Raw genomic sequence first — 13,566 nt, 5'->3', positions numbered from 1 at the left:
TGCGGCCACGATGCTCTTCTGTTCCCACTCGTACGCAGAGGTTCCTCCATGACTCGCAGCACGCCGCGCTTCACGGTGTTCACCCCCAGCCATCGGCCCCGCTTCCTCGACGAGTGCTTCGCCACCCTGCGGGCGCAGACCGATCCGGACTGGGAGTGGATCGTCCTGCTCAACAACGGCGCGCGCTGGCGTCCCGAGACCCCCGACGACCGCGTGCGGGTGGAGATCGCCGACGGCATCCGCGGTGTCGGGGCGGCCAAGCGGCGGGCGTGCGAACTCGCGCGCGGCGAGATCCTCGTCGAGCTCGACCACGACGACCTGCTGGCGAGCACCTGTCTGGCCCGCCTGCGCGAGGCCTTCGACGATCATCCCGAGGCCGTGTTGGTCTACAGCAACACCGCGCAGATCCTCGAGGACGGCAGCCGCGACGAGAGCCGCTTCAACGAGGCCCACGGCTGGGAGTACAGCGAGGCCGACGTGGACGGCCGGAAGCTGCTCCAGGCCCACTCGATGGCTCCGACCCCGCACAACGTGTCGTACATCTGGTACGCCCCCAACCACGTCCGCGCCTTCCGCAAGGACGCGTACCACCAGGTCGGCGGCTACGACGCCTCCCGCCACGTCCTGGACGACCAGGACCTCATGTGCCGCCTGTTCCAGGCCGGCGACTTCCACCTGATCCCGGAATGCCTGTACCTGCAACGGATGCACGGCGCCAACACCCAGCTCGACAGCGACGTCAACGCCCACATCCAGGCCGAGACCATCACCCTGTACGACACCCACATCGAGGCCAACCTCCTCGCCTGGTCCGCCCGCCGCGGCCTCCACGCCCTGGACCTCGGCGCCGCCTACAACAAGCCCGAGGGCTACCTCGGCGTCGACCAGTACGCGGGCGACGGCGTGGACATCATCGCGACCCTGCCGGAGAAGATCGACCTGCCGGAGGGCTCGGTCGGCGTCATCCGCGCCGTGGACTTCCTCGAACACGTCGCGGACAAGATCCCGCTGATCAACGAGCTCCACCGGCTGCTGGCCCCCGGCGGCATGCTGATCTCGATGACACCGAGCACGGACGGGCGCGGGGCGTACCAGGACCCGAGGCACGTCGCGTTCTACAACGAGAACTCGTTCTGGTACTACACCGACGAGCAGTACCGGCGATACGTGCCGGAGATCACGGCGCGGTTCCAGACCTCGCGGCTGGTGACGTACTACCCGAGCGAGTGGCATGCGGAGTGTCAGATCTCGTATGTGGCGGCGAACCTGATCGCGGTGAAGGACGAGTCGGTGCGGTGCGGGGGGTTGTTGCTGGTCTGAGGCGCCCAATCGCGGCTGACGACGGGCACCGTGACAGCTTGTGGCTCGGCTCGGTGAGAAAGCCTCCCGCCTCACCCCGCGCACTGTGACAACATCGCCGCCTTGTCCTCCTTCGCCACCGCCAGCTTGTACTTCAGCGCGACCTCGGCGAACCGGACCGAGTACGAGCAACGGATGGCCTGGTTCGGGGGGAGCCACTCGGCCGGGCCGGAGTCTCCCTTGGAGGCGTTGTCCGGGCCGTCGACGGCGAGGAGGTTGAGGGGGTCGTTCGCGAGCTGCTTGCGCTGGTCTTCGGGCCAGCGGGCGGCGCCCATCTGCCAGGCGTAGGACAGGGGGATGACGTGGTCTATCTGGACGGAGCTGGCTTTGGCCTTCGTCCAGGTAATGGTCTCCGACTTGTACGGGTTGTAGAGGGTCATCGAGGAGATGACGCAGTGGGAGCCCGAGGTGTAGGCGAGGTTCTGGCCGTCGCGGGCGAGGACGTCGTTGCGGGTGTCGCAGCCGTTGCCGGACAGGGGGGCGCCGGCGGCGGTGTCGGTCCAGGCGTCGCCGAACAGGTCGCGGCTGTAGCCGGTCTTGGGGCCGGTGGCGCCGGTGCTGACCTTGGTGATCAGGTCCCGGGCGCCGTTCTTGTCGGCGGCGGTGGTGATCGGGGCCAGGCCCGGTTTGAGGCCGTCCTGGTTGGTCAGGGGGTTGACCGAACGGGTGTCAGGGCCCGTGGAACCGGTGGAGGCCGGGGCGGAACTGCTCGTCGTCGACTTGCAGCCGGTGAGTGTCAGGGCGACGGGAAGGGCGAGGATCAGGACGGCGGGCAGCGAGCGGCGTATCGGGATCACGGCAGTCTCCAGGAGGCGCGGTTGTTCCTGGGAAGGATGCCATCCGCCGCCCTCGAAGATGAACTGGCGTTCGGGCCCTGCGATGATGCTGTCATGCCGACACGGGGCCAGGCGGGAGAGGTCGACGCGTCTCAACCGAACACCGCGACGCGGATCCTGGTGATCCTCGCCTTTGACGCGGCGTGCGCGATAGCGATGCTGTGGGTCAGTGTCCGCGTGTCGCTGAGCGCGTGGGGGAACGCGAAGTCGCCTCCGGACGCGGTCCCACGCCACAACGGGATCGCGCTGCTGATCATCGCCGGCGCGCTGGGGCTGTTCGGGGCCGTCCTGCTGCGCCTGCGCTGGCAGAAGGGAGGGACGTCGCAGGTGGTCCTGGCGGTGGTCGTCGCGTTCTTCGGGATCGGCGTCTTCAGCAGCTCTTCGTCAGCGCAGCCCAGCACCCCGGCGCACGCGCCCGCGACACCGACACCGACACGGCCGGTCGTCCGCTGCTACAGCGGCAGCGGCTGCACCATCGACGGCACGCCCGCGCCTTTCGCGCGCTAGTCCTTCGCCTCGGCCTGATACAGCGCGAACACCGCTCCCTGCGGATCCCGCACCACCACGAAGTGCCCCGTCCCCGGCAGCTCGAACGGACCCTTCAGCACCTCCGCGCCCAGCTCCGTCGCCTTCGCCGCCGAGGCCGCGGCGTCCTCCGTCTTGAAGTACAACAGCCAGTGCGGCGGCACGTCGGCCGGCATCCGGTTCTTGTCCAGGTCCTGGACGCCGCCGAACTGGCGGTCGTCGACGCTCAGGTGCGGGTACTCGTCGTCGCTGATCGACCATCCGAACACCGTCTGGTAGAACGCGTTGGCGCTCGGCACGTCGCGCGTGGCCAGCTCCACCCAGCACACGGCGCCCGGTTCGTCCCACAGGCCGAACCCCTGGAAGGTCTGCGGCTGCCACACGCAGAACACCGCGCCCGCCGGGTCCTGCAGGACCGAGAAGCGCCCTATGTCGAACACGTCCATCGGGGCCAGGATCACGGTGCCGCCCTGGTCGGCGGTGCGGACCGCGGTGCTGTCGGCGTCGCTCACGGCGAACGACACCGTCCAGGCCACCGGCTGGCCGGGCGCGTACAGCGGGGACATCGCCGCCACGGGGGCTCCGTCCACCGAGCACATGGTGTAGCCGCCGGCCTCCTCGCGGGGGTCGGTCTCCACGGTCCAGCCGAACAGGCCGGCGTAGAAGGCGCCGGATCCGGGCACGTCGCCGGTGCCGAGCTCGGCCCAGCACGGTGTGCCGATGGTCGCTTCGGTCGGCTTCATGGGACTACCTCGCACGGGTGTTCGTCGGCTGGCTGCCTCCCTCCACGCTGTCACGTCCGGGTCGGGACCGCGAGCGGAGCGCCCGGGCCGGACGTCGCCGGTTCCCCCGTTCAGAGCAAGCGATTCGTGTCTACGGGCCCTGATCGCTCACAGTAAGCCGGGTCTTCAGCGGTCTCGGGTGGATGGATCAGATCTTGGCCACAAGGATCACGGCAACGGCGGCGGCGGTCAGCCTGGCCGGCGCGCTGCTGGCGATGCGGCCGGCGGGTGCGGTGCGCGCGGACCTGCCGGCCCCGGGCGGATCGATCCCGTTCTCGGTGGCGGACCCGGCGACCACGCCGCGGCCGGTGGTGACCGCCGCCATCGGCGGCGTGCCGCTGCTGCTCCTGCTCGACACCGGTTCCACCGGCATCCGCGTGAGCTCGGAGAAGGTGCCGGCCGCCGCGGTCACGGTGACCGGCGCTGCCGCCCCCTACGGCTACGGGTCCGGGGTCCGCCTGCACGGCGACAAGGCCGACGCGGACGTCGCCATCGGCGGCTACCGCACCGGCCGGCTCCCGATCGAGCTGGTCCGCTCCACCGACTGCTTCCCCGACAAGCGGTCCTGCCCGGCGGCGAACGGCGCGAAGCCCGCGATGTTCGGCGGCGTCCTCGACGGGGTGATGGGCGTCAGCCCGGAGGGCGCCGCCGGGCTGGTGAACCCGATGTGGACGCTCCAGGACGCGGCCGGGAACCATGTCGGGCGCCGGTTCGCCGTGCGGTTCGCGCCGAGCGAGGCCAGCGGGAGCATCCTGCTGGACGTGCCCGCGGCGGGCTACGGTCTGGTGCAGCTGCCGGCGACGCCGACGGCCGAGCGGGTGCGGGCCGCGGCGCCGACCTCCTGGAACCCCCGCGCCGTGCGGACCTGTGTGGCCGCCGCCGGGATCCCCAAGGTCTGCGCGCCCGCCATGTTCGACAGCGGGACCCCGGATCTCGCCCTCGCCGTCCCGGGCGCTTCCGCGGGTACCTGGCCGGCGGGGCGCACGCTCGAGGTGGCCGTCCCGCAGGTCGGCTGGGCCGCCGCCTACACCAGCGGGCCCGGCACCGGCGTCAGCGTCGCCGACAGCCCCTCCACCGCGACCGGTGGCACGCTGCTCGGGCTCCCGGCGTTCGCCAAGGGCCCGATCCGCTTCGACCTGACCGCCGGGACCATCGGTTTCCCGGTCCAGGCGCCGTCCGCGCCCCAGGGCCGCAGCGCCGTGCCGGACGCGCCGGATCCGGTCACCACCCCGGATCCGGTCACCACCCCGGATCCGGTCACCGCCCCGGATCCGGCCCCGGCCGTCAGCGCGCCCGCCGTCACGCCTCCTGCCGCGCCCGCCACGCCCCCGGCGCCCGAGCGCCCGCACTCCACCCCGAAGAAGCCCGAATCCAAGCGCCCCTTCCACGAGACCGCCAAGAAGGCGGCACGTTTACCCGACACCGGAGTCCCCATGTCGGCGGCGCTCGGCGCCGTCACGGCCCTGACCGCACTGCTCGCCGGCATCGGCACGGTCCTGGCGGCCCGCCGCCACGGCGACCACGAGGCCTGATCCCGGGAATGATCACCGACCCCGCGTCGTTCGCCGTTGCGGAACATCCTCTTCAGGGAAGGTGCGCGGGATGCGGATTCTGGTCGTCGGAGCCGGGGCCACCGGCGGGTACTTCGGCGGGCGTCTGGCCCAGGCCGGACGGGACGTCACGTTCCTGGTCCGGGAGGGACGGGCCCGGACGCTGCGCGAGCGCGGCCTGCGGATCGTCGGGCTCGGCGAGGAGACCGTGCTGGAGCCGAAGCTCGTGCTCGCCGGGGACATAGAAGGCCCCTACGACCTGGTCCTGCTGACGGTCAAGGAATCCGGTCTGGCCGGGGCCGTCGAGGACCTGGCGCCGGCGGTCGGCCCGGACACGCTGATCGTCCCGGTCCTGAACGGCATGCGGCAGGTCGACGTGCTGGTCGAGCGGTTCGGGCAGGACGCGGTGCTCGGCGGCGTCGCCTACGTCATGACCACGCTCGACGCCGCCGGCGACGTCCTGCGCCTGGCCGGCCTGCACCGCCTCGCCTACGGCCGCCGGGACGGGAGCGTGGACGCCCGCGTCGAGGCGGTGCACGCGGCCCTGTCCGAGGCCGGCTTCGACACCGTGCTGTCCGAGCGGATCCTCGGCGCCATGTGGTCGAAGTGGACGTTCATCGCCGGCCTCGGCGCGGTCAACGTGCTCGGCGGCGGGAACGTCGGCGAGGTCGCGGCGGCGCCCGGCGGCAAGGCCCTGGCCGGACGGGTGATCGCCGAGGGCGCGGCGGTCGCGGCGGCGGCCGGCCATCCGGTCCCGGAGCGGGAACTCGACACCTATCGCAGGATGCTGACCGACGACGGCAGCGCGGACACCTCCTCGCTGTTCCGCGATCTGCGCGCCGGGCTTCCGGTGGAGGCCGAGCAGATCTTCGGCGACCTGGTGGCCCGAGCCGACCGCCTCGACGTCGCGGTGCCGCTGCTGAGCGCCGCCGCGGTCCACCTGCGCGTGCACAATGCGCGGCCGTCGACCGGATCCGGGCGCTGATCCAGGAATAGTCAGGGGCTTTCGACTAGCCTCCCTTCATCGGAGTCCGAGGGGGGAGGCAGAGGTGAAGGGTGTGGGTCCGCGGGGGCGGCGCGCGGTGACGGTACTGGTGCCGGTGGCGGTGTGCGCGCTGGCGTTCGGGTTCGGCCTGCCGCACGTGGCGCCGTTCCGGGCGGTGCTCGGCACTCTGCGGACGATGACCTCCGGCTGGGCGGTCGTGGTCCTGCTCGCCGCGCTCGCCAACCTGCTCGCGAACTGGCTGTTCATCGCCGCCGCCATCCCCGGACTGCCCCTGCGGCGGGCGGCGGCGGTCAACCTGGCCTCGACCGCCGTCGCCAACACGCTGCCCGCCGGGGGAGCGGTCTCGGTCGGGCTGAGCTGGCGGATGCTGTCCAGCTGGGGGCTGAGTTCGCGCTCGTTCGCGGTGTACGCCGGGGTGACCGGCGTGTGGAGCACCCTGGCCAAACTGGCGACGCCGGCCGTGGCGGTCGCGGTGCTGGCCGCGACCGGCCGGCTGACGTCCGGCTCCGGCGCGGTCCTCACCCTGTGCGCCGGCGCCGCGGCGTGCGCCGTCGTGTTCCTGGCCGGAGTGGCCGTCGTGCACCGCTCGCTGCGCGACGAGCGGGCGGCGCAGGCCGTGGGGCGCGGCGCGCAACGCTGGTCGGACCGGCTGTTCAGGGTGCTGCGCCGGTCCGGGCCGACCACGGTCGCCGCCGCGGTCGTCCGGTTCCGCGACGACGCCGTCGACCTGCTCCGGGCCCGCAGCCGCCGGCTGACGCTGGCCAGCATCGGCAACGACCTGGGCTGGCTGCTGGTGTTCCAGACCTGCCTGCTGGCCTGCGGGGTCCCGCAGGCGCAGGTGCCGTGGAGCCGGTGCCTGGCCGGGTTCGCGCTGGCCCGCGTCCTGTCCGCGATTCCGATCACGCCCGGCGGCGTCGGCGTCGTCGACTGGGGCCTGGCCGGCTACCTGTGCGCAGGGCTGGACGCCGCCGGGAGCGCCCGGGTGCTGGCCGCGGTGCTCCTCGCCAGGGCCCTGACCTACGTGCTGCCGATACCGCTGGGCGCGGTCGCCTACGCCGGGTGGCGGTTGCGGACGGGCGGCGGCCGGGCCGGTGTGTCCACCGGAACGGCCGGGTCCGGTTCCTAGCAGGTGCCGCAGGGCTGCACGAACCAGGCCGCCGCCGTGCAGCCGACCGCCCCTACGCCGCCGCCACCACCCCGCCGCCGACCGCGGCCGACCGCCGCTTCTCGCGCTTCTCCCGAGCCGCCACCGGGTCCACCACCGGGACCGCGTCCAGCAGCATCCGTGTGTACTCGTGCTGCGGGTCCTCGAACAGGGTCGCGGTGTCCGCCAGCTCGACGATCCGGCCGAAGCGCATCACCGCGACCCGGTCGGCCACCTGGCGCACCACCGCCAGGTCGTGCGCGACGAACACGACCGTGAGGCCGTAGTCCCGCTGGACCTCCTTCAGCAGTTCGAGGATCACCGCCTGCGTCGACACGTCCAGCGACGCCACCGGCTCGTCGCACACCAGCAGCCGGGGACGCAGCGCCAGGGCGCGCGCGATGCCGACGCGCTGGCGCATGCCGCCGGAGAACTCGTGCGGGAAGCGGTCGTAGGAGTCGGGGTCGAGGCCGACCTTCGTCATCAGTTCCCGGACCGCGGCGTGGATCTCGGCGTCGGAGGACTTTCCCTCGATCCGCAGCGGGTCGGCGATCGTCTCGCCGACCGAGCGCCGCGGGTTCAGCGACGAGAGCGGGTCCTGGAACACCATCTGGAGGTCGCGGCGCAGCGGCCGCAGTTCGCGCTCGTTCAGGGCGCTGATGTCGGTGCCGGCGAACACCACGCGGCCGTCGGTGGGGGCCAGCAGCCGCACCAGCATCCGGGCCAGCGTGGTCTTGCCGCTGCCGCTCTCGCCGACCAGGCCGAGCGTCTCGCCGGCGTGCAGCTCCAGGCTGACGCCGTCGACCGCGCGCAGCGGCTCGGCGCGCCGGCCGAACACGGCCCCGCCGCGCCGGTAGTGCTTGGCGACGTCCTCGATCCGGACCAGCGTCTCCGGCCCGGACGCGGCCGTCACGACCTCGCGCTCCGGCAACGGCGCGTCCAGTCGCGGCATCGCCGCCAGCAGCCCCTGCGTATAAGGATCCTGCGGATCCAGCAGCACCCGCTCGGCCGGCCCCCGCTCCACCGCCACACCCTCGTGCATCACCAGGACCTCGTCCGCGGTCCCGGCCACCACCCCGAGGTCGTGGCTGATCAGCACCAGCGCCATCCCGGTCTCGGCGCGCACCTCGTCGAGCAGGTCCAGGATCTGCGCCTGCACCGTCACGTCCAGGGCGGTCGTCGGCTCGTCCGCGACCAGCACCTTCGGCCGGCAGGCCAGGGCCATCGCGATCAGGGCCCGCTGCCGCATGCCGCCGGAGAACTCGTGCGGGTGCGCCCGGGCGCGCCGGCCGGCGTCCGGGATCCGGACCTGCTCCAGCACCTCGATCGCGCGAGCCCGGGCCCGGGACCGGGACGCCCCGGTGTGCACCCGGTACACCTCGGCGATCTGGTCGCCGATGGTGTGGAACGGGTCCAGAGCGGTCAGCGGGTCCTGGAACACCATCGCGATCTGCGACGCGCGCAGCTTGCGCACCGCGGTGTCCGACGCCCCCACCAGGTCGACGCCGTCCACCCACACCTGGCCCGAGACCCGCGCCGGGGTGCCCCGGTGCAGGCCCAGCAGCGCCAGAGCGGTCGCGCTCTTGCCCGAGCCGGACTGGCCGACGACACCCAGCGCCGCGCCCGCCGAGACCGAGAAGCTCAGATCCTTGACGGCGTGCACGACCTGGCCTCCGCGCACCGGGAAGTCGATGGTCAGGCCCTTGACGTCCAGTACCGCGCCCGACGCGCCGTCTGACGCGCCGCCTGACGTGCCGCCCGTCACGCCGCCCGTCGCGCCGAACGGCGCACCGGCCTCAGCCATCTCGGCTCCAGGCGAGGTCATGCCAGCTCCACTCGGGGGTCGATCGCCGCATACAGGATGTCGGCGAGGGCGTTGGCCAGGATGTACACCGAGCCCGCGGCCACCGTGACGCCGACGATCAGCGGCAGGTCGCCGCCGCTCACCGCCCCGACCAGCGCGTGGCCGATGCCCGGCAGGCCGAACATCGTCTCGGTGAGCACCGCCGACGTCATGATCGCGGCCAGGTCGATCGCGGCCATCGTGACCAGCGGGGTCAGCGCCCCGCGCAGCACGTGGCGGCCGATCACCCGGCGCTCGGGCAGCCCGTAGGCGCGCGCCGTGCGCACGTGGTCCTCGCCGAGCGTCTCCAGCGTCTGCGCCCGCGTCATCCGCGCGTAGGCCGCGGCCTGGATCAGGGCCAGCGCGATCCAGGGCAGCAGCAGGTTCCGCGCCCACTCGGCCGGGTTCTGGGTCAGTGGCACGTACGTCGGGAACGGCAGCCACCGCAGGTCCGCGCAGAACACGATCAACAGCACCAGCGCCACCAGGAACACCGGCGTGGAGTAGCCGAGCAGCACCACCGCGTTCAGGAAGCGGTCCAGCCAGCGCCGCCGGCTGAGCACCGTCACCAGCCCGGCGCCGATGCCCAGCAGCAGCGACAGCGTCAGGGCGCCCAGGGCCAGCGAGGCCGACACCGGCAGCGCGCTGCCCAGGATCTCGGTCACCGACTGGTCGGTCTCGAACGAGTAGCCCAGGCACGGCGCCGGGCACTGCCGGACGCTCGGGCCGGAGGAGTAGTCGTGCCCGAAGAAGATCCCGTGCAGGAACGCCAGGTACTGGTCGGCCAGCGACTTGTCCAGGCCCATCGCGGACTTCACCTCGGCGAGGTGGTCCGGTGTGCAGCCCTTGCCGCAGGCCAGCAGCGCCGGGTTGGAGGGCCCGGCGTAGAAGAGCGCGTAGACGATCGCCGACAGCGCCAGCAGGACGATCGCGGCGCCGGCCAGGCGCCGCACCACGTAGCCGATCACGCGGCCACCTCGATGTTCTTCGGGTCCAGCGTCCGGCGCACGCCGTCGGCCAGCAGCGTGAACGCCAGCAGGGTCAGGAACAGCGCGCCGCCGGGGACCAGCACGTACATCACGTCCGGCCGGAACCAGGTCGTGCCCTGCGACAGCATCTGGCCCCAGGACGGCGTCGGCGGCCGTACCCCGACGCCCAGGAACGACAGCCCGGCCTCGGAGATCATGTTGGCCGGCACCAGCAGCGCGGCGTAGGTCAGCACCGGGGTGATCAGGCCGGGCAGGATCTCCCGGCGGGCCACGCGCAGCGGCGGGGCGCCGGACAGCTTCGCGGCCGCCACGAAGTCGCGGGTCTTCAGGGACAGCGCCTGCCCGCGGGCCAGCCGCGCCGTGCCGCCCCAGCCCAGCAGCGCGATGACCACGGCCAGGATCAGCGGCCGCGGGATCGAGTCCGGCACGATCGCCATCAGGCCGATCGCGAACAGCACCGAGGGGAAGGCCAGCGCCAGGTCGGTGAGCCGGCCCAGGGCGGCGTCGGTCAGCCGGCCGCCGAGGCCGGCGGCGATGCCGATCGCGACGCCGATGAACACCTGCAGCGCGGTCGCGCCGAGGGCGACGCCCAGGGAGATCCGGGCGCCGTAGACCAGGCGCGCGAACAGGTCGCGGCCGGTCTGCGGCTCGACGCCGAGCCAGTGGCTCCCGCTGACGCCGCCGAGCGAGCCCAGCGGCGTCCCGCCGGTGGCCGAGTCGACCAGCTCCGGGTGCATGGTGGTGGTGTCCTGCCCCTCCAGGGCGGTGAGCACCGGGGCGAAGACGGCCACCAGCACCATCAGGGCGATGATGACCAGGCCGGCCGCGGCGGCCCGGTCGTGGCGCAGGCGCCGCCAGACGGCGGAACGGGGACGCGGGAGCGACGACGGGCCGGGGCCCGCCGCCGCTTCGGTGATGACCGTCAACGCGGTTCCCTGCTCTACTTCACCGAGACGCGGGCCAGGTCGTACTGGCCGCGCCAGCCGTCCGGCACCGCGTTCTTGACGTTCTTGCCGAACAGGTAGACGTCCTTCTCGTAGAACAGCGGCACGGTCAGCGCCTGCTGGCCCAGCTTGGCGTCCAGCGCGCCCCAGCGGGCCTGGGCCTGCTCCGGGTCGGTGATCTGGTTGATGGCGTCGATCTCGGCGTTCACCGCCGGGTCGTTCAGCTGCGCCAGGTTGAAGTTGCCGCCGCTCTCGACGATCTGCCGGCCGTCGAACACCGGGATCAGGAACGGGCCGCCGGACGGCCAGTCCGCGCCCCAGTACTGCAGCGACAGGCCGGGCTCGGTGCTGGGCTTGCCGGTCAGGTCGCGGTAGCCGGTGTCATCGGTCGGCTTCAGGTTCACGGTGATGCCGGCCGCCTTCAGGGCCTCCTGGATCGAGGTGGCCAGCTTCGGGCCGAGGTTGTCGGCGTCGTCGGCCTCGTGGTAGAGGTCGATCGACAGACCGCTGGAGTAGCCGGCCTGTGCCAGCAGCTCCTTGGCCTTGGCCGCGTTCCCCGTCGCGCCGGCCGGGAAGTAGTCGTAGGCCTGGTAGCCCAGGGCCTTCTGCGGGGGCAGGAACGTGGTCGAGGCGCCGGCCACGGCGGTGCCGCCGGCGGCGTTGACCGCGGTGGTGCGGTTCACGGCGTAGGAGATCGCCTGGCGCACCCGGATGTCGTCGAACGGCTTCACCTTGGTGTTGAACGCCAGGTAGGTGGTCGCCGGGAACTCGCCCTTGGACACCCGCTTGGCCAGCTCCGGGTTGCTGTTCAGCTGGGCCAGCTGGTCCGGTCCGACGGTGGCGTCGGTGGTGACGGCGTTCGCGTCCTGGCCGGTGCCGGTGGCGATGCGCTGGTTGATGACCGCCGACTCCAGGCCCGCGGTGATGTTGATCTTGTCCGGGCACGCGTAGCGCAGCGGGTCCGTGGTCGCGGACCAGTGCGGGTTGCGCACCAGGTCCAGCGTCTTCTTCTTCTCGTAGCTGGCGACCATGTACGGACCCGAGGAGATCGGGTGCTTCTCGTAGTCGACGCCCGTGTCCTTGGCCTTCGGCACCGGCGCGAACTGCGTGGCGGTGGCCAGCAGCGGGAAGTCGCCCTCGGGCTTGCTCAGGTGGAAGATGATGGTCTTCGTGTCCGGGGTCTCGATCGCGTTGATGCCGTCGGGCTGCTTGTACGGACCCTGGTAGGAGGACGCGTCGACCAGCCAGTCCCGCAGGTACGGGGCGCCGCCGGAGAGCTCGGGCGCGAAGGAGCGCTCGATGCCGTACTTGACGTCCTGCGCCGTGATCGGCGTGCCGTCCTCGTACTGCAGGCCGTCCTTCAGGTGGTACGTCCAGGTCTTGGCGCCGTCGCTGGGCGTGCCCAGGTCGGTGGCCAGGTCCGGCGCGGGCTTGGCGCCCTCCTGCCCGGGCAGCCGGTTGCGGGTGGTCAGCGTGCGGAACAGCAGCGACGGGATGTTGCCGCCGCCGGAGGTGTAGAGGCGTGCCGGGTCCAGCTTGCTGATGCTGGCCTGGTTCAGCACCTCCAGCGTGCCGCCCTGGCAGCTCTTGGGGTCGAAGGCGGCACCGGCCGTGCCGCCGGTCGAGCCGGACTTGCCGGACGCAGGGCTCGACGACGAACCGCACGCGGCCGTCCCGGCGATCACCAGCGCCAGGGCAGCCGAAAGGACGGGTATCTTCCGCATCGGAAAACCTCTCGGACGAGGGGGAGACGTGTTGGGGTGGCGCACCGGACGTAGAGGCACGCTAGTTAGCGAAACGCTTTAGGGGTTTCCACGCAAGGGTGGACAGCAAGCCGGCTGAGGGCTAGCGGCTACACAGAATGTCGGCGACGCAGTGATTCGTCACGGCGAGCAGCGCGCGTTCGATGAACGCGAGGCGGGCCGTGGAGGTCGAGGACATGTGTTGACGGTAGGTCGCGAGTTGGACGGTGGTCAAACCAGATCGGTATATGGACCGGACCTTGATGTGATCGTTACCGGTGGGTGCCCCGGCCGAGATCAACGGGCACGGAACTGTTCGGTGATCCGAAGCGTCCAAGAACCATGACGCGCGGGTTCGGGTGGGTTGCCGCAGGGGTTTGCGTTGCCGTGCTGGCGGTGTCGGCGACGGCTGGATGTGGTTCGAGGTCCGTGGCCCAGCCGAAGCCTGGGGAAGGGGTGACCGGGCCTGGGAGGGCCTGTCCGAGCGGCAAGCCGCTCGGATCCGGCCGCGGGGAGTCTCGCGATTACGTCGACGTGGTCCGTTTGAACGGACGGACCTACTACAGCCCCCCGGGGCCGAACGAAGGGCTGGCGGACCCGTCGAAGCTCGGGGCCGTCGTGGCCACCGTGCGCTGTTCGAAGTCCCAGCACGACAGTAATCGCCGCACCGAGCCGGACTGGACCGATCCCGGGTCGACCTTCGTTCCTGATGGCAGCCCGCTCTATGAACTCGTCGGCGTCCCGGTCGCCTGCCAGGTGGCCGCCCGGTCGAACGACGGCCGCCTGCACCTCTACACCGCCATGCCGGAGAGCCGCTCCTCGACCTGCCCGCCGTGACCTCGTTCG

The 13,566-nt window shown here is 72.1% G+C and carries 13 protein-coding genes; 6 read left to right on the top strand and 7 right to left on the bottom strand.

Features of this window, described 5'->3' with window-relative positions:
* The first annotated feature begins 48 nt into the window (after positions 1 to 48).
* On the top strand, positions 49 to 1,320 hold the full coding sequence (locus tag ABD466_RS20300; protein ID WP_344658679.1) for a glycosyltransferase: 1,272 nt from the start codon (positions 49 to 51) through the stop codon (positions 1,318 to 1,320).
* A 71-nt stretch (positions 1,321 to 1,391) separates the two neighbouring features.
* Here the strand turns inward: ABD466_RS20300 and ABD466_RS20295 are convergent, their stop codons facing one another.
* Positions 1,392 to 2,156 (bottom strand): HNH endonuclease family protein, encoded by a 765-nt coding sequence (locus ABD466_RS20295; protein ID WP_344658678.1) that lies wholly within the window; start codon positions 2,154 to 2,156, stop codon positions 1,392 to 1,394.
* 93 nt (positions 2,157 to 2,249) lie between these two features.
* Between ABD466_RS20295 and ABD466_RS20290 the strand changes: the two genes are divergently transcribed.
* On the top strand, positions 2,250 to 2,702 hold the full coding sequence (locus ABD466_RS20290) for a DUF6234 family protein (protein WP_344658677.1): 453 nt from the start codon (positions 2,250 to 2,252) through the stop codon (positions 2,700 to 2,702).
* Here the strand turns inward: ABD466_RS20290 and ABD466_RS20285 are convergent.
* A complete protein-coding gene (locus ABD466_RS20285; RefSeq protein ID WP_344658676.1) occupies positions 2,699 to 3,463 on the bottom strand; it encodes a VOC family protein in 765 nt (254 codons plus the stop codon). The genes ABD466_RS20290 and ABD466_RS20285 overlap by 4 nt on opposite strands.
* Before the next feature lie 194 nt (positions 3,464 to 3,657).
* On the opposite strand from ABD466_RS20285, the gene ABD466_RS20280 reads away from it, so the two are divergent.
* The 3 genes from ABD466_RS20280 to ABD466_RS20270 all read left to right on the top strand — a co-directional run bounded on the left by ABD466_RS20280 (position 3,658) and on the right by ABD466_RS20270 (position 7,184).
* A complete protein-coding gene (locus ABD466_RS20280; RefSeq protein ID WP_344658675.1) occupies positions 3,658 to 5,034 on the top strand; it encodes a hypothetical protein in 1,377 nt (458 codons plus the stop codon).
* Between the two features lie 70 nt (positions 5,035 to 5,104).
* Positions 5,105 to 6,037, top strand: coding sequence for a ketopantoate reductase family protein (locus tag ABD466_RS20275; RefSeq protein ID WP_344658674.1), 933 nt, complete (start codon positions 5,105 to 5,107; stop codon positions 6,035 to 6,037).
* Between the two features lie 64 nt (positions 6,038 to 6,101).
* Positions 6,102 to 7,184 carry a lysylphosphatidylglycerol synthase domain-containing protein gene (locus tag ABD466_RS20270; RefSeq protein ID WP_344658673.1) on the top strand — a complete coding sequence of 361 codons (1,083 nt, stop codon included), beginning with the start codon at positions 6,102 to 6,104 and terminating at the stop codon, positions 7,182 to 7,184.
* 52 nt (positions 7,185 to 7,236) lie between these two features.
* Here ABD466_RS20270 and ABD466_RS20265 read toward each other — a convergent pair whose 3' ends face one another.
* The 5 genes from ABD466_RS20265 to ABD466_RS20245 form a co-directional block, all read right to left on the bottom strand.
* The gene (locus ABD466_RS20265; protein ID WP_344658672.1) at positions 7,237 to 9,027 is read right to left on the bottom strand and encodes an ABC transporter ATP-binding protein; all 1,791 of its coding nucleotides are present in this window, start codon (positions 9,025 to 9,027) and stop codon (positions 7,237 to 7,239) included.
* Positions 9,024 to 10,013, bottom strand: a complete 990-nt coding sequence (locus ABD466_RS20260) for an ABC transporter permease (protein WP_344658671.1) — start codon at positions 10,011 to 10,013, stop codon at positions 9,024 to 9,026. Before ABD466_RS20260 ends, ABD466_RS20265 begins: the two co-directional genes overlap by 4 nt.
* Complete coding sequence (locus ABD466_RS20255; RefSeq protein WP_425558688.1) at positions 10,010 to 10,960, bottom strand: ABC transporter permease; 951 nt, start codon at positions 10,958 to 10,960, stop codon at positions 10,010 to 10,012. Before ABD466_RS20255 ends, ABD466_RS20260 begins: the two co-directional genes overlap by 4 nt.
* A gap of 14 nt (positions 10,961 to 10,974) precedes the next feature.
* Positions 10,975 to 12,702, bottom strand: coding sequence for an ABC transporter substrate-binding protein (locus tag ABD466_RS20250; protein ID WP_344658670.1), 1,728 nt, complete (start codon positions 12,700 to 12,702; stop codon positions 10,975 to 10,977).
* 121 nt (positions 12,703 to 12,823) lie between these two features.
* A complete protein-coding gene (locus ABD466_RS20245; RefSeq protein ID WP_344658669.1) occupies positions 12,824 to 12,919 on the bottom strand; it encodes an Ms4533A family Cys-rich leader peptide in 96 nt (31 codons plus the stop codon).
* A 335-nt stretch (positions 12,920 to 13,254) separates the two neighbouring features.
* Here ABD466_RS20245 and ABD466_RS20240 point away from each other — a divergent pair, with 335 nt between their 5' ends.
* On the top strand, positions 13,255 to 13,557 hold the full coding sequence (locus tag ABD466_RS20240; RefSeq protein ID WP_344658668.1) for a hypothetical protein: 303 nt from the start codon (positions 13,255 to 13,257) through the stop codon (positions 13,555 to 13,557).
* Positions 13,558 to 13,566: the final 9 nt, after the last annotated feature.

Source organism: Catenulispora subtropica (genome assembly GCF_039531675.1).
GTDB classification, from domain to species: domain Bacteria; phylum Actinomycetota; class Actinomycetes; order Streptomycetales; family Catenulisporaceae; genus Catenulispora; species Catenulispora subtropica.
Note: the sequence above shows the minus strand (reverse complement) of the source record. Positions and strands in the feature narration are given on the sequence as shown.